The following is a 26,239-nucleotide window of genomic DNA, read 5'->3' on the forward strand; positions in this document are numbered from 1 at the left end:
AATTGACTATGCTCGAACTCGATAACCTAACAGGCTTCCCCGCACAAAACTATATCAGCATTGATCAGCTAGACCGCAGTTACGATGTCATTGCAGCTAAGGTGAGCTATGACTTTGAAATTGATCGATTAACAGGACAAACAGAGTTATCTTTTACCACCATACAATCCGAACTGTGTATGGCAGATGAGCATTATGGCGCAGAAACAAAAACCAGCGTGCAATATGAAAGTGACTTAAGCCCCTATAAACCTTATTTAGATATAATCGTCAATGGAACAGCATACGCACCTTTTGACAAACCCAGCAAGCGTTTTGGTGCCGCCATTAGTGTAGGGGATTACCAAAAAGCTTTGGCGATTACTGGCCCGCGTTGTTGGCAAAAACATGGTTTAGGCTGGAGTTTAGGCGAACCTGTTGCCATTAGCCAGTTACCCATTAAATATGAATATGCCTTTGGGGGAATGCAGTATATTGAAGAAGAACTGCAAGCTTCTTTATTTAACCCTATTGGTATAGGCTGGTACCCTACTGATTATTTAAAAAAACTCTCTACCAGTAATGTATTAGCAGCACCTCAAATTACTCACCCTTCACACCCTTTAGAACATATCAGCAAACCTATTCGTACCGAAGGATTTGGCTTTTATGGACGATCATGGCAGGATCGCTTGCAATACTCAGGCACAGCCGATGAACAATGGTTGAAAGACCGACACCCATTACTGCCTACTGATTTTGACATGCATTATTGGAACGGTGCGCACCCTGACTTACAGTTTGCACACCCTAAACCCAACCAAATTTACGACATTAAATTATTTGGGCTGGTTCGCGCCCAAGATGTTCCCAAACAACATATCGCCCTGCATATTCCCGTTGAAACCCTGTTTGCTTTTATTAAAACCAAACAAAATATTGGTTTATGCAAAGACTTAACGTTAGACACTATTTTAATTTGTGTAGAAGAGCGGAAAATTTATTGCACTTATCGCGTGTGCTTGGCAGAAGAGCTAGAAGCAGATCAAACACAACTACGCTTTATTGCTAAAGACCAACGTCAAGAGCAACTAGAGTTAGCACAAACGATGCTGAAACAAAATACCGATTGGTTTATTCCTACTCCTCCATCTTTAACACAAAACTTAAAGCAAAAAACTATTTAAGCAATTTGATTTTAAAAGGTTACAATTATGGCAAAATACGGCAACACTATTGGTATACTGATCCCCAAACCAAGCACTCCAGCCATAATTCCTTCTGGCTCTGCCAACCCTCCTGAAAAAATAGACAATGTAGAACTGCCGCAAATGGTCGAAATGGCGGCTGATGTTGGCGCTGAAGTTGCCTCGGCAATGGGGCAAGAAGGCATAGCTCAAGCTGTAGAATATGCCAATTTAGCCGCATCCCTCATCCCTGGTAAAAAAGGCCCCTTACCCCCTGTTAAAACCTTTGCTACACCTTTTATCAAAGGTTCTCCTCCGATTGCAATGGGTATCGATGGTGGGCAAATCAAGGGCGATGGCTTTTGTGTCAGTTGTAAAATTAATGCCCTAAAAGGTGCGCCAGTTAACGCTGTATTGGGGATTAAAGTCTTGGCGGGAGACATTGACCAAGATTTTGCTTTTGACGGCACCATGCCTTTGGTGTGGCAACGCAGTTATTTTTCTGATCAAATTGGTAATGGCTGGTTAGGGCAAGGTTGGTCTTTGCCCTTTAGCAATCGCCTGATCAAAACCCATGATGGCTTTTTGTATATTGATGACCAAGGGCGTGAAATTAAATTACCCGATGTTGAATACAGCACAGACCCCGATGACGAACCCTATTATGACCGTTATGAATTAATCTATTTTAACGCCGTCACCCCTAATATTTACGAGATTAAATCCACCGATGGCGGCATGCGTTTATGGTTTAGTGCCATCAACCCAGATGACCGAATTTGCCCCATGATTGCCATGCTTGATCGCAATGATCAGCATATCCGCTTGATTTATGATGATGCCGCCTACCCAACCGAAATCATCGATAGTGTTGGCCGCACCTTTAAACTCACTTTCAAAACCATAGAACTGGCACCTCATGCTCAATACGATGCGGCCACGACCTTTACCTCTGCCTTTAGTGGTGTATTGCCCCAAAATGGTAAAGTGAATCGACTCACCCAAGTGAGCTTAAATAACGACACACTGGTGCGTTATGAGTATTCTGACCAAGGCGACTTAATTGCTGTGTACAACGGCAATGAACAATGCCAACGTACCTTTGCCTATAACAACCATATCATGACCTTACATGGGCAACCTGATGGCTTTGAGTCTTATTATGAGTATGACCAATACCATCTTAAAGGCAAGGTCAAACGCAGTTGGACCAATTTAGACGAACAATGGCTGTTTGATTACCAAATCGGACGCACCATTATTACCAACCCATTAGGTAATACAGAGGTCATTGGCTACGACACACACCAAGAAATCATCTTAGAAATTGATGCCCTAGGTAACGAAACCCATACCGAACGCAATGACTTTGGTCAAGTAATGACCCAAACCGACCCATTGGGCCGCACCACCCGCTTTTACTATGATGAGATGGGCAACTTAACCAGCTCGATTGATGCTGCTGGGACACAAACCGATATTATCTACCACGAAGACATGGTTGGTTTGCCTGTCGAAATTATGGATGCTGAAGGCAATAGCACCACTTATGAGTACGATGCCAAAGGTAACTTAATCAAAGTCACTGATCCCCAAGGTAACGAAACCCAATATCAATACGACGAACGTGGTTTGCCCACCATCATCACCGATGCCTTAGGCAAAGACAAAACCCTCAGCTATGATCCACTGGCTCAACTGACCCAATTTACCGATTGTTCGGGCAAAAGTACTCAATTTACCTATACCGATAAAGGACAAGTGTACGAAATCATCGACGCTTTGGGGCAAATTACTCGGCACCATTATGAAGGTATCGACCAACTTATTCGTACCCATTACCCTGATGGCAGTGAAGACTTTTACCAATATGACCCCTTAGGCCGTTTAACCGCCTATGAAGATGCTTTAAAACAACGCACCGAATACAAATTAGACAAAGACGGTTTACCCCTTAAGCGGATTAATGCCTTAGGTCATACCTTCCAGTACCAATACGATAAAGCCCGACGTTTAACCCAACTGATCAATGAAAATGGCGATGCTTACCGCTTTGAATACGATGCCATAGACAATTTGATTCAAGAAATGGGTTGGGATGGTAAAGTCACCCAATACCAATACAATGCTGCGGGCGAGCTGATTACCCAATACGAACAAGGACAAGTGATTCACGCTAATGGTGAAGCCACTACTTTAATTGAACACCGTTTTGAACGCGATATATTAGGGCAACTGACTAAAAAGACCAGCAGACGACACTCAAGCTTACCGCAACAATTATCTGACTGGCTGTTAAATGAAAACCATATCAGCAGCAAAGACAGAGGGGTGTTTTTACCACAAACCCAAACCACCCAGTTTCACTATGACCGTTTGGGACAACTGATTGAAGCAAGCAACCAACACAGCCGTATTAGCTTAGCATACGATGAGTTAGGGCAACTGCTCAGCGAAACCACCCTACACGATGGCGAAGAAACCACTGTAGGGTACCAATACGATGCCTTAGGCAATCGTACCCAAACCATTTTGCCTGATGGACAAGAAATCAATTATTTGTATTATGGCAGTGGCCACCTGCACCAAATCAATGTCGATGGCAAGGTCATCAGCGACTTTGAACGGGATGATTTACACAGAGAAATCAGCCGTACCCAAGGCAAACTGACCACTTACTTTGAATTAGACCCCTTAGGCAGAATCAAAAACCAGTTGGCCACCACGCAAACCCAACTGAACCCAAAAGACAAAAACCAATGGCTGGTTGCCAGTGGCCCAGTCAAACGCAGTTATCTTTATGATAAAGCTGGGAACCTCAAACAAAGCACCGATTTACGAACCGGTGCCACCAGTTATGTGTACGATAAACTGGGGCAAATCCTCAAAGCAGGTAAAGAAACCTTTGCCTTTGACCCTGCCCATAATTTAATTGACCAGACAACACAAAAAGAACAACAAAAACAAGATACACAAACAACACACCTTATCAAAGATAAAGCCTACTACGATAGGATGATGCAGGATAAGACTTGGTCACCGCTTAAAGATGACCCCAATAGCAGACCGATTAATACCCATGCCAATCGAACCCAAACGTATAACAACATCACTTACCATTATGATGAATTGGGTAATCTCATTAAACGAGAGAAACCAAATGGTGAGACTCTTTATTTAGCTTATGATAATGAAAATCAGCTATCCTTAGCTCATATCGAACAGTCCAACAAACAAACGCAAACTTGGGGCTATGCTTACGATGCCTTTGGTAGACGAGTCAGTAAACAACAAATAGATAAAATTGCCAAAACTGAACAAGACCAGCAACAAATCAGGTTTGTTTGGGATGGCGCTAAATTACAGCAAGAACAACATAGACAAAGCAATAGAATCTTTAGTTATATTTATGAGGACACAGATAGCTTTGTGCCTATTGCGCAAACGGCAAAAGACAGCCTAACAGAAAACATTACCCTTAATTACCTACACACTGACCAAATTGGTATCCCTAAAGAGATGACCAATGAGAAGGGGGATCTGGCTTGGTATGGACAATACTCTGCTTGGGGTAAAGTAGAAAACGAGACGAATGTTTTACCAAGCCATCAACCGTTTAGATTGCAAAATCAGTATTATGACAATGAAACAGGTTTGCATTATAATCTGTTTAGGTATTATGAACCTGAATGTGGTAGGTTTGTTAATCAGGATCCGATTGGGTTAGTTGGTGGGGAGAATTTTTATCAATTTGCTTTTAACTCTATAGGGTGGGTTGATGTATTAGGATTAGCCGTAACACCAACTTGGAATGATAATGGTACTATAGCAAAAGCACGAATATCAAAAGCTGATTTAAACAAAGGAAAAGCAGCAACCCAAAAAAATAGAGATTACATAACAAGTACAGGAAAATGTGGGGATTGTAAGGACGATGCAGGACACATAATAGCCAAAAGATTAGGTGGTTCTAATGATAATAGAAATATGTTTGCACAACTTAGAGGTATAAATAGAGGACGATTTAGAGTATTTGAAAAATTAGTTGCAGAACGAATCGCTAAATCCAAAAAAGGCACTTATTTTGACTTAGTCTTAACATTTACGGGAGGGGGCAAAGGTAAACGTCCTACTGAAGTCAAATATCAAGTTTTTCAAGACGGTAAATTAAGGATGCAAGGTAAATTTATGAATACTCCTAAAGAGGGTTGTTAAAGATGACATTAAATGAAGATGAAAAAAAAATTTTTGAATGTTTTAGTGAATTTTTCAAAGCTATGTATGAATGGGAAAAAGAAGCAAATGATCTTGATGATAAAGATGCAGATGAACAGCTTTTCCCTGGCTGGAAGTTAAGATCTAAGAAAAAAAGAGACGAAATTTTTCAAAGATACCTTACCGACAGAAAAAGAGCATATAGTGATCCCTTTTCTTTTGAGTGGCCCTACAAATTCGAAATTGAATTAGAAGAAGTCACTTCAATTGAAATTAAAAATCACCAAGCCCACGTATATACGATAAAAAGTGATCCAACAGATGAAGACTTTAAATATGAAAGATGCTTTAAATTCAAAAAAACAAAAGAAAAATGGTTACTTGATAATATCAAAATAAGATTTGATTTAAATGAAAAATGGGATTCTTATGTTATATAAATTCGTTTTATAGTAACGGCATCCTATAACCATGTATTCCCTTTTACCATTGTTGATTTTTACTTGAAATAAGAGGGAAAAAGAGTATGGCTGTTTAAGCTGTGTTAACAGCGAGCTTCCATACTCGCCTCTTATTTTAAGTAAAAATCAAGTACCCGTTAGGGCAATGCTATAGGGTGCCCTTTTTTTGCTTTCGTTTTTTTGGGCAAACAAAAAAATGAAGTCGCCATTTAAGGCGAAACAAATTATCACAAACCCAACTGAACCCAAAAGACAAAAACCAATGGCTCATTGCCAGTGGCCCTGTCAAACGCAGTTACCTGTATGATAAAGCGGGTAACTTAAAACAAAGTACGGATTTACGAACCGGTGCCACCAGTTATGTCTACGATAAGCTGGGGCAAATCTTAAAAGCTGGTAAGGAAACCTTTGCATTTGATCCAGCACATAACCTGATTGACCAGCGAGAAGGTCAGCAAAGTCCAAACACACAAGCTAAGCAGCCAATCAAAGACAAAGCTTATTACGACAGGATGATGCAGGATAAAACGTGGTCTCCCTTAAAAGATGACCCCAATAGCAGACCACTTAATATCTATGCCAATCGCACCCAAATCTATAACCACATCAAATATTTTTATGATGAATTAGGCAATCTGATTAAAAGAGAAAAGCCAGATGGGGAAATCCTGTACTTAGCTTATGACAATGAGAATCAGCTCTCTGTGGTGCATATTGAGAAACCAACAGATTCAACACAAAAAACGCATACCGAAACTTGGGCTTATGCTTATACGGAGGCGATAATAGTTATCTGTTTGCTCCAAACACAAACAATTGGAGCGACCCACTGGGTTTAAGAAGCTATGGGGGAAAACAAGCAAGGATACGTGCATTAGCAACTGATTACAAAGCTTCTAAAACAATTCGTGGATGGGTAAAAATGAAATACGAAGAGTCGCAGCATTAGCTAAAGATGGCAAAAGAGCAAAACTCAGGCTTCCTCCAGGATTTGACTTAGCTCACTGGCGAGGCTATGAGAGTAAAAAAGGTTTTAATTATACATATACTGAACTCAACACAAAAAGCTTACATAGACTACAACATAAAAAAGATAATCAAGGTCGAAAACAACCACGGAGAGGTTCTAAGAAATGTGAAGGTAGGAAAGAAGATAAAATTAAATCAGATAGGTTAACTAATTTATGCTAAGGATTTTATAAACCATGAAATTACACGAAAAAGAGATTCAATCAGTATTAAAGCTTTCATCAGAAAAACGTTTTGAGTATGCGATGAAAAGAATTATAGAACAAGAAGAAATCTGGTTTTTAGATGATGATGGTTGGGTTACTTATGAGAATAGAGAAGAAAATATATATTTATTACCTATTTGGCCAGCAGAATGCTTTGCAAAAATGAATGTTGTTGATAATTGGATTAATGCTCAACCAGAAAAATTAGAGTTAGAAGAATTTTTACTAGATTATATTCCAGACCTAATCACTCAGAACATAAAAATTGTTATTTTTCCAGTTACAGACTCTGGTATAACTTGTGAGATGGATATTATCTCTTTTTGTAACTACATAAACAGTTACTCCATGGAATGGTACGGTGAAAGCTATGATTTGCCGTATTTGGAGTAATAAATTCTAAAACAAATAAGAGACCAACTATAAAAATTTATACTTGAATTTACCATAATAAAATACGCTAACGAATTATCCCTTTTACCATTGTTGATTTTTATTTTAAATAAGAGGGAATAAGAGTATGGTTGTTTGAGTTGTGTTAACAGCTAGTTTCCATACTCGCCTCTTATTTAAAGTCAAAATCAAGCACCCGCTAGGGCAATGGTATGGTATAGGGAGCCCTTTTTTTACTTTCGTTTTTTTGGGCAAGCAAAAAAATGAAGTCGCCATCAAGTCGAAATAAACTGTCACAAACCCAACTGAACCCAAAAGACAAAAACCAATGGCTGGTTGCCAGTGGCCCAGTCAAACGCAGTTACCTGTATGATAAAGCAGGTAACTTAAAACAAAGCACCGATTTACGAACCGGTGCCACCAGTTATGTGTACGATAAACTCGGGCAAATCCTCAAAGCGGGTAAAGAAACCTTCGCCTTTGACCCAGCACATAATTTAACTAATCAAACAGAAACACAACAAAAACACAACTCATAACAACAGAAAACAGTAAAAGATAAAGCCTATTACAACAGGGTTCAGTTATAATAGGCTACTAAATAAAAGCAATAAGCTGTAGCACACAACACATGAATCTGCCTGAGTTTAATCTAGACCAAACCTTAATCAAAGACCGCTTTCTTTTAAAAAAAGCGCTCAAAAAACCTGAACACTTTGGTGGGTTGGATACGCTTACCAAAAAATATCAACGCTCTCATGAGCTTTTTTTAAATAGAGCTCAAAAACTACCTGTTCCTGATTTTGACGATCATTTACCTATTAATCAAAAACGTGATGAAATTGCTCAGTTGATTCAAAACAATCAAGTTGTGATTATTTGTGGGGAGACGGGCTCAGGGAAAACGACACAAATACCCAAAATTTGTTTGAGTTTGGGTAGAGGTGTTGCTGGCCTTATTGGTCATACTCAACCAAGGCGTTTGGCCGCCCGTTCTGTCGCCAACCGCATTGCTCAAGAGTTAGGTAGCCCGATTGGTCAAGCAGTCGGCTTTAAAGTACGTTTTACCGAACAAAGTTCAAAAGACAGTTATATTAAGTTGATGACCGATGGTATTTTACTGGCGGAAACCCAAACAGATCGTTATTTAAACCAATATGACACAATTATTATTGATGAAGCTCATGAACGTAGTTTGAATATTGATTTTTTATTGGGTTACTTAAAAAAATTATTACCTAAACGCCCTGACTTAAAAGTCATTATCACCAGTGCCACCATTAATGCTGAACGTTTTAGTGAACATTTTAATCATGCACCTGTTATTGAGGTGTCAGGTAGAACATACCCTGTAGAGATTTTATATCGTCCCCTTTTATCTTTGGAAGACGAAGATGACGCGGAAGCACAAATAGAAGAAGCCATTGTTGATGCAGCCCAAGAGTTAAGTCGTATGGGTTCTGGCGATATTTTGGTATTTTTGCCAGGCGAGCGCGAAATACGAGAGACGGCGGATGCTTTAAGAAAAAGCGCTTTAAACCGTTATGATATTTTGCCATTGTTCGCCCGTTTATCTAATGAAGAACAACAACGTATTTTTAAAAGTGGTGGAAACAGGCGCATTATTCTGGCAACAAATGTTGCTGAAACCTCTCTGACGGTTCCAGGGATTCATTATGTGATTGATACGGGGCTGGCACGCATCAAACGTTACAGTACCCGAGCAAAAGTGGAACAACTGCATATTGAAAAAATTTCACAGGCAGCAGCAAAACAACGCTCTGGCCGTTGTGGTCGTGTTGCATCAGGAGTGTGCATTCGTTTATATGATGAACAGGATTTTCTGAACCGAAGTGCGTTTACTGATCCTGAAATTATTCGTTCTAACTTAGCGGCGGTTATTTTAAAGATGGCGTCATTACGTTTAGGCGAAGTGAAGGAATTTCCTTTTTTAGAAGTGCCTGCCCCAAAACTGATTGCGGATGGTTATCAAGTACTGCATGAATTAGGCGCGGTCACAGAACGCAATGACTTGACCGCTTTAGGCAAAGAGCTGGCCAAATTGCCAATAGACCCGAAAATTGGTCGGATGTTATTGGCAGCAAAAAAACATCTTTGTGTGAAAGAAATGTTGATATTGGTCTCGGCTTTGTCGATACAAGACCCAAGAGAGCGTCCATTTGATGCTAAAGATGCCGCCACAAAAGCACATGAACCTTTCCAAAACAAAGATTCTGACTTTTTAAGTTTTCTGGATTTATGGGCATTTTTTCAGCAGGCATTGGCAGAGAAAACCAGTAATCGTCAATTGATTAATTTATGCCATAAGAAATTTATCTCTTATTTACGGATGCGTGAATGGAAGGATTTACATTTCCAACTTAAAAGTATTACAGAGGAAATGGGCTTTGGATTGAATCAAACAGATGCAACAGAAGAACAAATTCATCGCGCACTGCTCAGTGGGTTAATTGGCAATATTGGCATGAAATCGGTAGAAGGACATGACTATTTAGGCGCAAGAGGAATACATTTTTATTTGTTTCCTAATTCAGGTTTATTTAAAGCCAAACCTAAATGGGTGATGGCTGCACAACTGACAGAAACAACGAAGCTTTATGCCAGAACAATCGCCAAAATCAACCCTGAATGGGTTGAAGCAGAAGCACCACATTTGGTCAAATACCATTATTTTGATCCTCACTGGGAAAAATCACGTGGCGAAGTTGTGGCCAGTGAAAGGGTGACATTATATGGCTTAACTGTGATAGGTAGACGCCCCGTCAGTTATGGTAAGGTTGCGCCAGAAGAAGCAAGAGAACTATTTATTCGTGGCGCGTTAGTCGAACAAAATTGTCAAATCAATGCTCCTTTTTTCAAACACAATCATCGACTGATTAAAGAAATCAGTGAATTAGAACATAAATCTCGTAAACAAGATGTTCTGGTCGATGACGAAGCTGTATTTGATTTTTATAACCAAAAATTACCAGAAACGGTTTGTACATTAAAAGCCTTTGAAAAATGGCGTGAAACAGCAGAAAAAACGGATCCCAAATTATTATTCTTAAACAAAGAATTGTTGATGCAACATGCAGCAACACATATTACAGAAGAACAATTTCCTGCGACCTTGCACACGGACGATGGTAAATTTAAACTGAGTTATCGGTTTGAGCCTAAACATCCTTTAGATGGTGTTACTTTAACGATTCCGCTAACGGTGTTGAACCGTTTAAACCCTCATCAGCTTGAGTGGCTTGTCCCAGGCATGATTAGGGAAAAACTGTCTTTACTGATTAAAGCACTGCCTAAACAGGTACGCCGTAATTTTGTGCCTATCCCTCATTTTATTACCGATTTTTTATGCAGTAGCCCCAATACTCAAGAAGCCATTTTGCCGCAACTGACTAAGTTTATGCAAAAATGGCAAGGGGCACCTTTAGATATTGATGTGCACTCATGGCAAAAAATGCCTCTGCCAGAATATTGTTATTTAAACATTAAGGTTGTTGATGATGCCAAACATGAATTGGCGATGGGCAGAAATTTAAGTGAATTGAAAAATAAATTGGGGCAAGCAGCACAATTAACGTTTAGAGACAACAGCCAAGAATTCGAACGGGAACACATTAAAAGCTGGGATATAGGCACGTTACCAGAACAGATTCAATTTGCTCGAGGCAAACAACAACTAATGGGTTATTTAGGTTTGCAACTTGAAACCGATATGGTTGCTTTGCGTTTGTTTGATACTGCTATAGCAGCAGAGGAGGCACACCGAAAAGGTGTGGTGGCTTTAATGAAGCTACAGTTAAAAGAGCAAGTAAAGGATCTTCAAAAAGGGATCGTCAACTTTACCCAAATAGCCATGCAATTGAAAAATATTTGTTCTGTTGATGTGCTTAAAGAAGATATTGCCCAAGCAATTTTTGATCGAGCTTTTATTGGTGAAGATGCTTTACCCAGAGATGAAAAAAGCTTTAAAGAACAAATCAACCGAGCCCGCTCTCGCTTACCTGCAGTCAAACAAGCAATGAGCCAATATTTAAGTGCGATTGCTTCGGAATACTATACACTCACCCAAAAAAATAAAGCCAATCATCCTTTGTTTTCTGTCATACAAAGTCGAATCGCACAATTGATTTACCCTCATTTTGTGAGCCAAACCCCATGGAATCAGTTACCTCATATGCCACGATACATAAAAGCCCTTAGCTTACGTATCGAAAAATATCCTGCCAATGCAGCTCGGGATAAACAGAAAACGGAAGAGTTGAAGATATTACAAAATGAATGGCAAACGAAACAGAAACAATTTACTGACAACCCAGAAACCATTGAGAAACTACAGCATTTTAAATGGGATTTAGAAGAATTAAATGTATCTTTATTTGCGCAGGAGTTAAAAACTCCTTACCCGGTTTCCACTAAACGACTGACCAATACACTCAATCAACTAACAAAACACCCATAGCATTGTCACGTTTTAGTGGACAGTATAACTCTTTTTACTGCCTTTATCATCACCATGATTCTCTATATGATTCACTCCATGCAAACACGCACTTGAACTTTAATTTATATGGAGAAAAATATCATGTTTAAAAATATTCTATTTGGTTTAGTTGCAATCTCTTCTTTATCAATGGCAACAGCAAACTCTTTAACTAAAGCACCTGTTCCTTCTGAACAAACAGCGCAAATATTGGCTCAACGTGACGCGAACAACGCTCAAGAAAAAGAACTAAATGCTTATGTGGCAAAAACAAAAACCACCAAAGCACCACAGTTATCTGAGCAAACAGCACAAATGTTGGCTCAAAGGGATGCAAATAATGCACAACAAACAAATACGATAAACCACGCAACACACAGTGCCTTACCCAAGACATTGAATAGTCAATTAAAAGTTAGTGGCAAGTAACCAAATTATCATAACAATATCGCTTCAATAATCAAAAAACCTCAACCTTATTTTCAAAGGTTGAGGTTTTTATATTAAAAATACTATTTAATATATAAGAGACTCGATACTGATTGGATCACTCTCCATCTCCATTCCTCGTTCAGCTTGATGATATCTTTAATTTTTTAACCATTTTATACCATTGCATGGCTTTTTTTTGATTATCTACTCCTTGATAATTTAACTGGATAAATTCTTCAATCATAGGTTTCACCTGTTGATATAAATCATGTTCCTGATTGTCTTCTAACAATTGTAAAACATCTAAAGGACCAAGGCTGGCAATATAATCTTCATCAGAAAATAATGTACGCTTTAGTAATTTAAAACCATCAACAAGAGGGTCTATTTGTACCAAAAGCATTCGACGCCACCAAAGTATGGCTGGAATCAAAGCGATAACGCCGCCTAAAATTAAGATAAAAAGAACCGCAGGCGCACTGACCCCATGGAAACCAAATTTTGCAAACAATTGATTTTGTTTGTCTGCGTCAAACCCGACCACCCATTGTTGCCAATAAAATTCTGTATTGTTTTGTATCTTGCTCAAAAAACCATTGGATAAAGTCTCGGATAAGGCTTGCTCTTCTTGTGGTAAAGATTCTTCAATACCCATTTCAATTCGACTGGCCGAGACGACAGCCGTTGGATCTACTCGTAACCATTCTTGTTTTTCTGGCAACCAAACTTCTGTCCACGCATGGGCATCTTTGCTTCTAACCTGCCAAAACTGACCATTAGGATAATATGTTCCGCCCTGATAACCTGTCACAACTCGACTGGGCAAACCTCCTGCTCTCATAGCTACCGCGAAAGCTGAAGCATAATGTTCACAAAACCCTTTTTTACTCTGAAATAAAAATTCATCTATTTGATTTTGGGTATGATCCAATGTGGGTGGTTGTAAGGTGTATTCAAAACCATTTGAGGCTAAATAGGCCAAAACGGCTTTGATAAATGCTTCAGATGACCTATTTTTTTGTGCCAATTGCTTTGCCCATGCCTGTGTTTTGGGGTTATTAGCAGGCAAACGGCTTAATACACGAACAGCACCAGCAGATAGGTTTTCGGGTAATCTTGCATCGGCATTACTGCGTAAATAAACTCGCCTTAACTGATTATGACTTCTTTTGACAACAACGGTGGATGCTATGCCTTTTTGGGTGCTTTCATCATAATTAATTGGGTAATCTAATGCTGGTAAGCGACCTCTTTGGTCTACAGTGGTAATGCTGTATTGAATATTGTGTAAAATGTTTGGTGTGGTATTGTCTGTATATTGAATAGGCACAGCTTTCCAAGCAAGGCCATCAAAGTCCTGCATAATCATCATGCGCCAGTACAACTGATTATTTGTTGGCTGATAATTATTGTCAAAAACGGCATTAAAGACTTGCCTGTTACTTAAAATTAATTCACTAACAGAGCCTGGACTTAGTGTGTCAGATAAACCTGATTGACTGGTTTTATCCTGTGGAATCCGCCATAGCGGCTCTGGCAAGCGGGGAATGGCAACAAACAAAACCACCATTAATGGGGCTGAAAGCAACATAGCAAATAAGGTTTGTTTACAAGCGATTTTCAGTTGCACCTGACTTAATACGGACAAGGCAAATAGAATACTGGCTAAACTGATAACCATCCAAAGGGCAGATAAAATTTCTTGATTAAACAATAAAGGGCCAACCACTAAGAAAAAAGAAGCCAACAGTAACGACTGCCAGTCTCTTATTGTCCCACCCTCAAAGGACTTCCCCACAGTTAACAATAATAAAATGGCAATACCACCATCTCTGCCCCAAAGGGATTGGAGATTCAGATACACAAAAGCTGCCACAGCCACAATCAACAGCACAATTTGCCAAGTAGGTAAAGCCACTTTTTTTAATGGAATCAGCGCCAGCCGAACAAGCATTAAAACAGCAAAAGCAATCAAAACCGGGAAAGGTAGGAACATGATTAACGGCACAGACACCACAATTAATGCGGCTAGGGAAACATACTGGGCACTTTGACTGGGATACGTTTTTGCGGGATTAATCATTTACATCACACTCAAGGCTGTTAACGCCAAAATTCGTTGCTCAGGACTGGCATCAATCGTTTGTTCAGGTAGTTGCAACATATAATTTTGCCTTTTGCCCTCCGCGGCCAAGACCCGATGGCATAAAAAGGAAGCCAAATCGTCAGATGGCAGACCAGTAGGGTAATCTAAATAAGAAATAAGCTCAGGCGACACATTGGCCTCGCTTTCAAAATACTTATCTGCAAGCTTCCCCGTTTTGGCAAAGGTTTTCCATGAAACACGCTGTAACGATTGTCCTTGTTGATGCTCCACCAAGTAACTTAAATCATCTTCTCCTTTTTGGTGCTGATAAAGGCCATCTTGTTTTTCCAAATGATCTTGTAACTGAGGTTGATGAAATACTGGTGCGGGATAAACCAAAAAGCGCTCTTTTAGATGAATATTGACCTTGGTTTGCATCAAACCAAAAGGCGCCATGCTGTATAGGGTTACCATAGCCAAGGGTTGAAAACCCCGTTTTTTTGTCAGAATTTTAAAAGTAACACTACTGGCACCTTTACCTTGTATTTGCACCTGTTCTATTTGATCCTCATATTGCAGATAAAAAGATCGGCCTTTATTGGCAGACGAGTAAAAATCAAATGACAAAAGCACATGTTCGCCAGCAAAAACTTCTGAATGTTTCACTTGCTCAACAACCAACCCCAATAATTGCAACCGCACCATTAAAATACTGATTAGCAAAAATGATAAAATCCAAAAAGACAAAGCATAAGCTAAACTAATTGCATAGTTTAACGCACCGAACCAAATGGCAATGGCCAATACAATCATGGCTAAGCCTATACGGGTTGGACGTACACTTAATTTGCGCCAAGAAAGCTGCTCATTCAGACAAAGGGTGACCGTTGAGGGCTTAAACCACTGAAACATTTTGTAAAACTTTCTCTATGGCATACCGTAAATCCTGAGATTTTTGGACAGGTTTTAATCGATGGCTGGCCACTGACTCAAAAACGGCTTTAATATCCTCGGGCAATAGAAAATTTCGCCCTTCTAAAAAAGCCCAAGCTTTAGCTGCTTGCATAATTGCCACTCCTGATCTGGGGCTTAAACCTAAAACAAATAAGCCATTATCACGAGTCGCATCAACAAGGTGAAACACATAATTGGCAATCGATTCAGATACAGTCACTTGGCTAACTTGTATTTGGGTTTCCAATAATTTAGCAGGGGTAAAAACGGGTTTGAGCTTGTCCAAATAAATACGTCTGTCGCCATGTAAATAGAGTTTTTTTTCTGAATCTGGATTGGGGTACCCCAAAGAAATACGCATCATGAACCGATCAAGCTGAGACTCAGGCAACACAAAAGTACCCAGTTGTTCAGAAGGGTTTTGTGTCGCGACCACCATAAAGGGCGTAGGTAATTTATAGGTTTTGCCATCAACGGAAACTTGTCGCTCTTCCATTGCTTCCAATAAAGCAGATTGTACTTTAGGCGATGCACGATTGATTTCGTCTGCCAATAAAAAACGATGAAAAACTGGCCCAGGGTGGAATGTAAAAGTCCCCTTTTGCGGTTCAAACACATTGACACCTAATAAGTCCGCCGGCAACATATCATTGGTAAATTGAACCCTTTGATAGTCTACCCCCAACACCTTTGCTAAACCATGAGCCAATGTCGTCTTACCCACACCAGGCACATCTTCTAATAATAGATGTCCTTTTGCCAACACACAGGTTAACGCCAGTTTAATAATGTGTTGCTTGCCTAAAATAAGTGCGTTAAGTTGTTTGAGTACCAGATCAATTTCAGTCATAATGTTCGTTTTTTGAAAAACCGTTTATAAAAATAGATAGATGAACATCTTATCATTAAATAATGTATGGCTAGAAACCCACAGCCAAATTAAGGAATAAAAGCAGATGATTTTATTCAGACTGTGGCGTAGAATCTTCGCACGTAAACGACATACCGCTTTAATTTATAATCCTGAATGTATGGCCCACGATATGGGGCCAGAAAATCCTGAAACACCTGAACGGCTAACCGCCATTATGCAGGCATTTGCACAAAGTAAATTATCAGAATATGTTGGGCAAACAAGTTCGGCCAAGGCAACTGAGCAACAAATTGCCCGAGTGCATCCACCCAGTTATTTGAATTATCTGGAATCCATTACCCCAAATACAGGCATAGTCACCATTAATGCGGATATGGCCATTGGACAACACAGCTTAAATGCAGCACAATTTGCCGCTGGTGCGGTGGTAAAAGCAGTCGATATGGTGATGTCAGCAGAAGTATTTAATGCATTTTGTGCCATTCGTCCACCAGGACACCATGCCCATAGTAAAAAAAGTGTCGGTTTTTGTTTTTTAAACAATGTGGCTATTGGCGCCATGCATGCCCTAAATGAACACCGTCTAAAACGAGTCGCGATTGTTGACTTTGATGCGCACCATGGTGATGGAACAGAAGAAATTGTTCAAAATGATTCACGGATTATGTTTTTATCTGTTTTTCAACATCCGTTTTTTCCTTTTAATGATGAAGAGTCTTTAAAAGAGCACCATACCAATCCTAATATTATCTTAAGTCCTTTGGCTGCAAATAGTGGCAGTTTTGAACTGAGAAAAACCATTGCCCGCCAATGGTTACCTAGGTTAAAAGCATTTAAACCTGAGTTAATTATCATCAGTGCTGGTTTTGACGGACATAAAGATGATGAAATGAGCCATTTAAATTTTGTAGAAGCCGATTATAAATGGATGACGGAAAAACTGATGCGTATTGCTGACTTGTATGGAAAAGGCAGAATGGTTTCTGTCCTAGAAGGCGGTTACAATGTTTCTTCTTTAAGTCGTAGTGTTATTGCCCATCTGGAAGCGCTTACATCGTCATAACAATTACTCAATACAATTAAAAAACATGATGGCTTTAATAGAGACAGCATATTCTTATTGACAAATAATATTTAAAACAATACAGTTCTTAAAAAATAACTTATCAATAATTTTTTTGATAAAAACATTATATTAAAGAAAGGCAAAAAATGGGCTTTTTAAAAGATTTTCGTGACTTTGCAATGCGCGGAAACGTCATTGATTTAGCTGTTGGTGTGGTCATCGGTGGCGCATTTGGTAAAATTGTATCTTCTTTAGTTTCAGATATTATTATGCCTTTATTAGGATATGCCATTAGTGGGCTGGACTTTAAAGATTTAAGCATCACCTTGCCACAAGTTCACGAAAACCTGCCCGCAGTGACATTAAAATATGGCATGTTTGTTCAGTCTATCGTTGACTTTACCATTATTGCTTTTGCTATTTTCATTTTTATCCGCCTAATCAGCAAACTAAAAAAAGAAACCTCTGAGGCCGCTGTAGAACCAACAGCAGAAGAAAAATTATTAACAGAAATTCGTGATTTACTGAAAAACAAATAAACTAAACGAACCATTGGCTTTTATTTTATATAATAAAAGCCAATAATTTTCTTGATAGCCTTCTACCCTCTAGCCTTTCTGGCTTTATTTCTTATATACTTGAACCAATGAATAATTAAAACAGTATAAAAAATGATTCGCTTTGCCCAACAAAAAGATCTACCTGCTATTGTTTCTATTTATAATCAATCTGTACCAAAAAGAAACGCTACAGCAGACTTAAGCCCTATTAGTGTTGAAAGTCGACAAAGCTGGTTTGAACACCATACTGCTAATCGACCACTTTATGTTTGGGTTAATGAGCAAAATCATATTTTAGCTTGGGCCAGCTTAAGCGATTATTACCCACGTGCGGCATATCATATTACGGCAGAAATCAGTATTTACGTCGATGAGCAACAACAAGGCAAGGGGTTAGGTAAAGCCCTAGCCAAGCATATACTTAAAGAAGCGCCTAACTTAGGCATACACAATATTATTGCGGTTATTTTTGGGCACAATACAGCAAGCATAACTTTATTTGAACAACTGGGTTTTAGCCTCTGGGGAAAACTGCCTGAAGTATGTGAGTTAGACAATAAATTTGCTGATATTATTTTATTGGGCAAAAAATGTCTTTAAAAAGGTTAAGACTCAAAAAATACCACAAAAACAAACTGATCCATGTCAATCTAAACGTTTATTTTGACAGAACAGTAAAATGACCAGATAATCTTCTGCTCAGAAATCAAAACAGTTAATCAACTCATAGGTTAGCCCAAGAAAGGAGTTTGAATCATGACTCACTTTACTTATATTACTTTATGCTGAACACAGCCCCTAATTTTACGGTGTGCGTTCACAATTTTGACGCATATCGGGATAAAAAAGCTTCCGATTATGGAAGCTTTTTTATGATGTATTTGAAGGATAAATAATATGAAAGTCAGACACAAGACCATTGTTCCTCGCAACCCTTTTGCCGTGGCGGCTCATCAAAGAAAAGCAGGAAGCCATGAGCAAACTCATAAGGCAAAGCGTAAACAGGATAAACAGCAATTACATAAAATGTTACGCACACAAAAAGGAGTGGATAGCACTCCTTTTCTTTATACGCTTCACCATGTATCACAACAACAGTAGTCGTCTAAAATCACTTAATCTTAAAATAATGCTGTGTGTACAACATAAATACTAATTGCCGATGAACATCATTATATGAATCCTGATCTCATAGAAGAACTACGCCGTAGTGTCACTCAATTGCTGCGATTAGAATAAATTCTTAGCACAATCGAATATCATTCACACGACCAAAATATCTATATTCAGCTATGCTATACTTACCTCTTTGCATGAAACCCAAAAGGAGAAATTGTGGCACAACTAAAAAATGATACGTTTTTACGCGCTTTATTAAAAGAACCAACGCCATACACGCCTATTTGGATGATGCGCCAAGCTGGACGCTATTTGCCAGAGTACCGTGCCACACGAGAGCAAGCTGGCAGCTTTTTGGATTTATGCAAAAATACAGAACTGGCCACAGAAGTGACCATTCAACCGCTTGAACGTTTTGATTTAGATGCGGCTATTTTATTTTCAGATATTCTCACCATCCCTGATGCAATGGGATTGGGGCTCTACTTTGCTGAAGGAGAAGGGCCTAAATTTGAGCGTCCTTTACAAACAGAAGATGCAATTAACCATTTACACGTACCCGATTTAAATAAATTAAAATATGTCACTGATGCAGTTTCCAGTATACGCAAAACACTCGATGGACGAGTGCCTTTAATTGGTTTTTCTGGCAGCCCATTTACCTTAGCCTGTTATATGATTGAAGGAGGCAGCAGTAAAGATTTTCGTACCATCAAAACCATGTTATACAGCCGTCCTGATTTATTGCATAAAATTCTAACCATTAATGCTCAGGCTGTTATTGAATACTTAAATGCACAAATTCAAGCAGGAGCGCAGGCTGTACAAATTTTTGACACTTGGGGTGGTGCTTTAAGTGCACAGGCTTTTGAAGAATTTTCATTAAGCTATATGCAACAAATTATTGATGGTTTGATACGGGAATACGACGGACGAAAAATCCCTGCTATTTTATTTACAAAAGGTGGTGGACTTTGGCTTGAAAAAATGGCGCAAACGGGTGCAGATGCGCTAGGGCTAGACTGGAGTTGTGATATTGGTCAAGCGAAAGCCAGAGTAGGAAACCAAGTTGCCTTACAAGGAAACTTAGATCCACATGTATTATTTGCTCAACCACACACTATTGAGCAGGAAGTGAGTAAAATTTTAGCCGCTTTTGGGCAAGGCAGTGGCCATGTGTTTAATTTAGGCCATGGTATAAACCAATTTACGCCGCCAGAACACGCAAAAGCGTTGGTAGATAGTGTCCACCGACTGTCCAAAAAATATCATCAATAAAATCATCAAACCACTCAATAAACATAATATTTAAAAGCAATGGTATATTCAGGATATGCACATTGCTTTTTGTTTATTTAAATAAACAAATAGTTTGTTTTTTATATTTTTCCATAAAAAGATCATCATTGTTTTTGAATATTTATTCGTTTTAAATTAAAATATACTGGTATATATAATTTAAGTTTTTTTTAACACTGTAATTTTTTTTACATTTATGAAAATTTTGTGATAGTATTTTTTAAAATCATATCTTTTTTATCGTGTTGGAAAAATTTAATTAATATTAATAATGTCATGACAACAAAAAAATTAAAGTAAAGGGAATATCCTTATGGAAAATTCTTCCAACAACCTAATAAAACACATAACTGATTCATTACCAGGCTATTCGCGTGCATTTAAGCAATTAGCTGAGTTTATTTTAAACAAAACATTTGCTGTATCCACAATGAGCATTGAAGAGCTTGCCATTGCCTCAGATGTTTCCGTTGCAACGGTTAATCGTTTTGCTCATGAATGTGGCTTTGATGGTTACCCACTTTTTCGGGCTGAACTTCGCAGCGTATTTGAAAAAATTTTTGAACCCGCAGAAAAAATACGCAGTGGTATGCTACGTAAATTTGGCGATGAGGAGGTCTTAGAGTCTTCTTTTAACAGTTTACTGAACAATATCCAAAACAGCAAAAAATTGGTTAATCCTCAATCCCTTAAAGATGCAATTGACTTAATTTTATCTGCAAAAAATGTTTTTGTTGCTGGGATGGGGGTTAGCGCCTTGCATGCTACTTTTATGGTTGAGGCATTTGAGCCTTTTTTAGCCACAACAATTAGAGAGTTAAATGGTTTTGGGGGACCTGAACGAGCTTTTCGTAAAGCGAGTATGGTCACAGAAGAAGACTTGATTATTGTGATTTCATTACCACGATACTCAAAAAGTATTATTGAATTGATGCATTTGGTTAAGGGCAAAAATGCCAGAGTTCTGGCTCTGACGGATACACCCGCCTCTCCCGTTGTGCCTTTAGCTGATGTCACCTTGTTTGCTTCTTCTGAACACCCACTACTTTATGCATCTAATGCACCCATCATTGCTTTAATTGAAGGGTTAAGTGCATCAATAGCTCTGAGGGTAAACCATTCAGCAGAATACATCACCCAGCAAACCGAATCTGTTTTACCCTATTTTTACTTACCTGTGGAAAAAGACAAAAAAGTAAAAAAACACAAATAACATCAAGACTACTGTTTTAACGAGAAGTTAGAGGTTTAATTAACCCATAACAATAATTAGTGAATCCCTTAAAGGAGCAACCTATGAGTGGTAAATCAAAAAGCCATTTTGAAAGAAACTGGCTGATTATATTTTTGGCACTATATGTGCTCATCATGATCCCTTTACCTTGGTACTATAGTGAAACCTATATTCCTGGTCTGTGGGGTGTTCCTCTATTTTTATTTGGCTGGATTATTCATGGCGTGGTGGTGCTGATATTAACCGCCATATTTGCACGAGAGTGCATGAAACGCCCCGAATATAAAAACTTTGAAGCAGAAAAAAATGATCATGAGGAAGGAAATCTAGATGAGTAACAGCGTTGACCAGCTTTTAACGCCAACACCTGGCCCTTTTTTAGTCACAATCGCCATTTATTTTGTGGTTATTGCTGCTATTGGCTATGTTGCGGCAAGTAAAACCAAGAACATGAAAGACTTTTTAGTCATGGGTGGAAAAGCCGGAACCATTGTTTCGGGGATCGCCTATTTTGCCACTCAATACAGCATGAGTACCTTTATGGGGGTGCCAGCCATTGCGTATAACAATGGCTTTGCAGGGATGAGTATTACGGTTCCTGGTGTTGCCTTCTCAATGTTGATTCCTGCCTTACTGGTCGGTCGTAAATTGATGCAGTTGAGTAAACACAATAATTTTTTGACCATGACAGATTATCTGGCTGATCGTTATCAATCCTCATCCATGAGGGTGATTCACGCTGTGGCTATGGTGATTTTTTTGGTTGCTATGACAGGAGCACAATTAGTGGGGGCAGGTGTTATCGTCAAAACCTTTACTGGTTACCCTGAATGGATTGGTGTTGTATGCACAGGTGCTGTTGTAATGGTGTATTGTATGTATGGCGGTATGCGCGGAGCCATGTTAACAGATGTGTTACAAGGCAGCTTAATGGTAATGACAGCAGTTGTGACCTTTGTGATGTCTGTTCGCTCAGGCGGTGGTATTGAAGCCATTACCGCTCAATTAGCACAAACCAGCCCTGACCACTTAACGCATCCAGGCGCTCAAAATCAATATGGTTTAGGGGTTTATATTTCCATGATTTTAATGTGGAGCTTCTTTACCATTGGCCAACCTACCTTATTTACCAAGTTTTTCTCCATGAAAAACTACTCAGTTTTATTCAAAAGCATTATTTTGGGTACTTTAGGTATGTTGATTTCAGCCACCATGATTGAATGGTCAGGTGTCAATGCTTATGTCTCGATTGTTGGACTAAGTGGCAAAGATGCCGACTTTGTGGTGCCTATTATGCTTCAAACAACGCTCAACCCTATTTTGGCTTCAGTAATGATCGCGGGTATTGTTTCAGCAGGGATGTCCACTGTCTCAGCTTTAATGGTTGTGGCAACAGGTGGCGTGTCGCGTGATATTTACCAAAAACTGATCAATCCACAAGCAACGGATAAAACAGTGTTTAGATTATCTCAAATCGTCACTGTTGCAATCGGTATTATCAGCATCATTATTGGCATTATGAAACCTGCCAGTATTTTTGAAATTGTCCGCTTTTCATTTGGAGGTTTAGGCATTTGGGTAATTGCGGTTATTTTAGGTATGTACTGGAAAAAGGCCACAACAGCTGGTGTATTAACTGGTGTCGTTGTCGGTGAGTTGTATTTTGTGGCATTGAAAGTGGGTTGGTTGGATGCGTTCTATTCGTTTCATTTAGACGCACTTATTCCTGCTTGGTGTCTGGGCATGGTTGTGGCCATTATTGTCAGCTACATGACCAAACCTGTAAATGAAGAGGTGATTAACCGTCATTTTAGTAGCCCTATTTAGAAGGCCTTAGGCTTGAGCGCTTGTTTGCTTGAGCCTAAAATTTAAATAAAAGAGAAAGAATATGTTGATACAAAATATGAACTGGATGCAGGTAGAGGCATTCTTAAAAACAGATGATCGCATTGTCTTACCGATAGGCAGTACAGAACAACATGGTTATTTAAGTTTAATGACAGACGCAATTTTAGCTCAAAAAGTTGCTGAAGATGCTGCAACCCCCCTTGAGGTTCCTGTCTTGCCTGTAATGCCATTTGGACTGGCTCCTTATTTTACGGCGTACCCTGGCACCATTACGCTTAGAACCAGCACTTATTTTGCATTGATTATTGATATTCTCAACAGTGTTTATCATGCAGGTTTTCGCCGTATTTTAATTGTTAATGGGCATGGCGGAAACAGCCCTGTTTTAGCAGAAATTCAAGACTGGCTAACCCATCACACAGATGCCCGAGTGAAATTACACAATTGGTGGGCAGCCCCTAAAACCATGGCAAAGGTAAAAGAAATTGATCCTGTTGCCTCTCATGCTTCTTGGATGGAAAATTTCCCTTGGACAAGAATAGCAGGGGTAGAACTGCCAACAACACAAAAACCCATGATTGATCTTGAGTACATGCGCCAATTAGGTGCCAATGGCGTGCGTGATTATGTAGGAGATGGCAACTATGGTGGAGACTACTTTAAAGACGATCAGTTAATGCAAACTGTATGGGATACAGGTGTAGCAGAAACCCAAGAACAATTAACAAACAATTGGGCAGATTAATTAATTAATAAAAAGAAATAAAAAATGAATACGATTAAATCACTATCATTACAGTTTACCTTACTCAAAAATGCCGCTATTTATGCACCAGAGGCCTTAGGAGAAAAGGATATATTAATCTGTAATGACAAAATAGTGGCGATTGAACAAAACATTGATGCGTCAACCATTCCAAACTGTACTAGCTTAGATTTAACAGGTTTAACTGTTTGCCCAGGTTTCATAGACCAACATATTCACCTAATAGGTGGGGGTGGAGAAGCAGGCCCACATACCCGCACACCAGAAGTAAAGCTATCTTCTTTAATAGAAGCAGGTATTACAACTGCGGTAGGTTTATTGGGTACAGATGGGATGACTCGCCATCCAGAGACTTTATTGGCAAAGGTTAAAGCCCTCAATTTTGAAGGCATTACTGCCTATATGTTAACAGGTGCTTATACTGTCCCCACGCCCACAATTACTGGGCAAATAGACAAAGATATCGCCTTAATTGATGGCATTATTGGCGTCAAAACAGCCATATCAGATCACCGCTCTTCTGCTCCAACCATAGCAGAGCTTTGCAGGCTCAGCACACAAGCTCGGGTTGGTGGTTTATTAGGTGCAAAAGCGGGCATCAGTGTTTTTCATTTAGGCAGCAGTAAAAAAACACTGGAACCTATTGATCATATTTTGGCAAATTGTGATGTCCCTATCAACAAATTATTGCCAACCCATGTGAATCGTAATCAGGTCTTATTTGATGCTGCAATCGCTTTTGCCTTAAAAGGTGGCTATATTGATTTGACCAGTGGCATTAACCCTGAGTTAGGTGCTCGAAATGCCGTTAAACCGAGTAAAGCGGTTATGCAAGCGCTCAAAGCAGGTGTGGCTTTAGATCATATTACCATTAGCTCTGATGGTAATGGCAGTCAACCAGTCTTTAATGCTCAAGGTCAGTTAACTGGCATTACTGTTGCTGGGTTTGCCAGTTTGCTGGCTGAATTAAAAGATATGGTACAAAAAGAAGGACTTTGTTTATCAGAAGCATTACAACCCTTTACTTCTTCGGTTGCTCAATTTTTACAAATTGATAAAGGCCATTTAAAACCAAATGCAGATGCCGATATTTTGGTTCTGAATAAAGACATGAATATCGAATATGTTTTTGCCAAAGGCAAAAAAATGGTGCATAACGGAAAAGCCTGTATTAAAGGCACCTTTGAAGAATAAATCATATTCAAACAATGCAGCCGATCATATATGATCGGCTTTTTATTTCATTAGACATTAAACCGTAAGAAAAAAATTAAGCACGCTGGTTTAATGTAACAAAGAAAATAGAGAGAGTAATCGTTATATGAAAAAAATGATCATTTTTGCTATTATTTTTTTCATCCATTTTAGTGATGCACAATCATTACCCTTTAATGATAAACAGCACACAATCACGCAAACAATGGCGCAATGCGGCCAATTTAGGATAACCTTACCAGTTAGTATTCACTTAGAAAATCAGCCATATGTTGATCACAAAACACTTTTTATCACAAAAGAAAAAAGTTTTATGCACAGCGATCATCATTATGCCAATCAATTTGACAGCGAGCGTCTATTAGACAGTTTACACTTTTCCATTAATTGCCTTCCTAAAACCGAAGCAGAAACACACTTATGGCCTTATCACGAAACAATTATTGAAGATGATTCCAACCCTAGAGGAATAGAAACGTGGGCCTTAAAAGAAATGATAGCGATTCAAGCCAAAAATAGCCATGGGAAAATGGCGATTATTGAGCACTCTGGGATTCAAATGTGGACAACAGACGTTCATTTCTGTTTGATACCACACAACTCCAACTATCAATTATGTGGTTCAAGCTCAATCAATAATTTAAGACAAACACAGCAGAAAGACGCTTACCAACCAGAAATCATTCAACTACTTCATTTGACTGTGATAAGCTGGGTTAAATCAATTCAATTTTTACCTAACCAAAATCAACTCACAAACACACGATTGATTCACCTTCCAAAAGTTAGATAAATTTTAAGCATCATAAAAAATCAAT

At 39.0% G+C, this 26,239-nt stretch carries 23 protein-coding genes; 20 read left to right on the forward strand and 3 right to left on the reverse strand.

What is annotated here, in order from left to right; translation table 11 throughout:
• Nucleotides 1–8 precede the first annotated feature (8 nt).
• The 9 genes from AADH04_RS07145 (at nucleotide 9) to AADH04_RS07185 (ending at nucleotide 12,397) form a co-directional block, all read left to right on the forward strand.
• Nucleotides 9–1,166, forward strand: coding sequence for a DUF2169 family type VI secretion system accessory protein (locus tag AADH04_RS07145; RefSeq protein WP_434779548.1), 1,158 nt, complete (start codon nucleotides 9–11; stop codon nucleotides 1,164–1,166).
• Between the two features lie 27 nt (nucleotides 1,167–1,193).
• The gene (locus AADH04_RS07150) at nucleotides 1,194–5,381 is read left to right on the forward strand and encodes an RHS repeat-associated core domain-containing protein (RefSeq protein ID WP_434779549.1); all 4,188 of its coding nucleotides are present in this window, start codon (nucleotides 1,194–1,196) and stop codon (nucleotides 5,379–5,381) included.
• A gap of 2 nt (nucleotides 5,382–5,383) precedes the next feature.
• On the forward strand, nucleotides 5,384–5,821 hold the full coding sequence (locus AADH04_RS07155; protein WP_434779550.1) for an NTF2 fold immunity protein: 438 nt from the start codon (nucleotides 5,384–5,386) through the stop codon (nucleotides 5,819–5,821).
• A 533-nt stretch (nucleotides 5,822–6,354) separates the two neighbouring features.
• The gene (locus AADH04_RS07160; RefSeq protein WP_434779551.1) at nucleotides 6,355–6,681 is read left to right on the forward strand and encodes a hypothetical protein; all 327 of its coding nucleotides are present in this window, start codon (nucleotides 6,355–6,357) and stop codon (nucleotides 6,679–6,681) included.
• A 73-nt stretch (nucleotides 6,682–6,754) separates the two neighbouring features.
• Entirely contained in the window at nucleotides 6,755–7,033 is a 279-nt protein-coding gene (locus tag AADH04_RS07165; RefSeq protein WP_434779552.1) for a polymorphic toxin type 8 domain-containing protein, read from the forward strand.
• A 14-nt stretch (nucleotides 7,034–7,047) separates the two neighbouring features.
• Complete coding sequence (locus tag AADH04_RS07170) at nucleotides 7,048–7,470, forward strand: DUF2750 domain-containing protein (RefSeq protein ID WP_434779553.1); 423 nt, start codon at nucleotides 7,048–7,050, stop codon at nucleotides 7,468–7,470.
• A 263-nt stretch (nucleotides 7,471–7,733) separates the two neighbouring features.
• The gene (locus tag AADH04_RS07175) at nucleotides 7,734–8,009 is read left to right on the forward strand and encodes a hypothetical protein (RefSeq protein WP_434779554.1); all 276 of its coding nucleotides are present in this window, start codon (nucleotides 7,734–7,736) and stop codon (nucleotides 8,007–8,009) included.
• 92 nt (nucleotides 8,010–8,101) lie between these two features.
• Nucleotides 8,102–11,947: an ATP-dependent RNA helicase HrpA gene (hrpA, locus tag AADH04_RS07180; RefSeq protein ID WP_434779555.1), complete on the forward strand. Its 3,846-nt coding sequence runs from the start codon at nucleotides 8,102–8,104 to the stop codon at nucleotides 11,945–11,947.
• 123 nt (nucleotides 11,948–12,070) lie between these two features.
• On the forward strand, nucleotides 12,071–12,397 hold the full coding sequence (locus AADH04_RS07185) for a hypothetical protein (protein WP_434779556.1): 327 nt from the start codon (nucleotides 12,071–12,073) through the stop codon (nucleotides 12,395–12,397).
• A 142-nt stretch (nucleotides 12,398–12,539) separates the two neighbouring features.
• Here the strand turns inward: AADH04_RS07185 and AADH04_RS07190 are convergent, their stop codons facing one another.
• The 3 genes from AADH04_RS07190 to AADH04_RS07200 are packed head-to-tail and all read right to left on the reverse strand — an operon-like array spanning nucleotide 12,540 to nucleotide 16,290.
• A complete protein-coding gene (locus tag AADH04_RS07190; RefSeq protein WP_434779557.1) occupies nucleotides 12,540–14,483 on the reverse strand; it encodes a transglutaminaseTgpA domain-containing protein in 1,944 nt (647 codons plus the stop codon).
• Complete coding sequence (locus tag AADH04_RS07195) at nucleotides 14,484–15,398, reverse strand: hypothetical protein (protein WP_434779558.1); 915 nt, start codon at nucleotides 15,396–15,398, stop codon at nucleotides 14,484–14,486.
• On the reverse strand, nucleotides 15,382–16,290 hold the full coding sequence (locus AADH04_RS07200; protein ID WP_434779559.1) for an AAA family ATPase: 909 nt from the start codon (nucleotides 16,288–16,290) through the stop codon (nucleotides 15,382–15,384). Before AADH04_RS07200 ends, AADH04_RS07195 begins: the two co-directional genes overlap by 17 nt.
• Nucleotides 16,291–16,396: 106 nt before the next feature.
• Here AADH04_RS07200 and AADH04_RS07205 point away from each other — a divergent pair, with 106 nt between their 5' ends.
• The 11 genes from AADH04_RS07205 (at nucleotide 16,397) to AADH04_RS07255 (ending at nucleotide 26,214) form a co-directional block, all read left to right on the forward strand.
• Nucleotides 16,397–17,377, forward strand: a complete 981-nt coding sequence (locus tag AADH04_RS07205; protein ID WP_434779560.1) for a histone deacetylase family protein — start codon at nucleotides 16,397–16,399, stop codon at nucleotides 17,375–17,377.
• Between the two features lie 149 nt (nucleotides 17,378–17,526).
• The gene (gene mscL, locus AADH04_RS07210; protein WP_434779561.1) at nucleotides 17,527–17,919 is read left to right on the forward strand and encodes a large-conductance mechanosensitive channel protein MscL; all 393 of its coding nucleotides are present in this window, start codon (nucleotides 17,527–17,529) and stop codon (nucleotides 17,917–17,919) included.
• A gap of 132 nt (nucleotides 17,920–18,051) precedes the next feature.
• A complete protein-coding gene (locus tag AADH04_RS07215; RefSeq protein WP_434779562.1) occupies nucleotides 18,052–18,540 on the forward strand; it encodes a GNAT family N-acetyltransferase in 489 nt (162 codons plus the stop codon).
• 297 nt (nucleotides 18,541–18,837) lie between these two features.
• Nucleotides 18,838–19,041: a hypothetical protein gene (locus AADH04_RS07220; protein WP_434779563.1), complete on the forward strand. Its 204-nt coding sequence runs from the start codon at nucleotides 18,838–18,840 to the stop codon at nucleotides 19,039–19,041.
• Between the two features lie 234 nt (nucleotides 19,042–19,275).
• On the forward strand, nucleotides 19,276–20,337 hold the full coding sequence (gene hemE / locus AADH04_RS07225; RefSeq protein ID WP_434779564.1) for a uroporphyrinogen decarboxylase: 1,062 nt from the start codon (nucleotides 19,276–19,278) through the stop codon (nucleotides 20,335–20,337).
• A 334-nt stretch (nucleotides 20,338–20,671) separates the two neighbouring features.
• Nucleotides 20,672–21,571: a MurR/RpiR family transcriptional regulator gene (locus AADH04_RS07230; RefSeq protein WP_434779565.1), complete on the forward strand. Its 900-nt coding sequence runs from the start codon at nucleotides 20,672–20,674 to the stop codon at nucleotides 21,569–21,571.
• Between the two features lie 83 nt (nucleotides 21,572–21,654).
• On the forward strand, nucleotides 21,655–21,930 hold the full coding sequence (locus tag AADH04_RS07235) for a hypothetical protein (protein WP_434779566.1): 276 nt from the start codon (nucleotides 21,655–21,657) through the stop codon (nucleotides 21,928–21,930).
• Nucleotides 21,923–23,419, forward strand: coding sequence for a sodium:solute symporter family transporter (locus AADH04_RS07240; protein WP_434779567.1), 1,497 nt, complete (start codon nucleotides 21,923–21,925; stop codon nucleotides 23,417–23,419). Before AADH04_RS07235 ends, AADH04_RS07240 begins: the two co-directional genes overlap by 8 nt.
• Nucleotides 23,420–23,480: 61 nt before the next feature.
• Complete coding sequence (locus AADH04_RS07245; protein WP_434779568.1) at nucleotides 23,481–24,185, forward strand: creatininase family protein; 705 nt, start codon at nucleotides 23,481–23,483, stop codon at nucleotides 24,183–24,185.
• Nucleotides 24,186–24,209: 24 nt separating this feature from the next.
• Nucleotides 24,210–25,400: a beta-aspartyl-peptidase gene (iadA, locus tag AADH04_RS07250; RefSeq protein WP_434779569.1), complete on the forward strand. Its 1,191-nt coding sequence runs from the start codon at nucleotides 24,210–24,212 to the stop codon at nucleotides 25,398–25,400.
• 127 nt (nucleotides 25,401–25,527) lie between these two features.
• The gene (locus tag AADH04_RS07255; RefSeq protein ID WP_434779570.1) at nucleotides 25,528–26,214 is read left to right on the forward strand and encodes a hypothetical protein; all 687 of its coding nucleotides are present in this window, start codon (nucleotides 25,528–25,530) and stop codon (nucleotides 26,212–26,214) included.
• Nucleotides 26,215–26,239 lie beyond the last annotated feature (25 nt).

This window comes from Neisseria sp. Ec49-e6-T10 (genome assembly GCF_051132615.1).
In the GTDB taxonomy this organism is placed as follows: Bacteria; Pseudomonadota; Gammaproteobacteria; order Burkholderiales; family Neisseriaceae.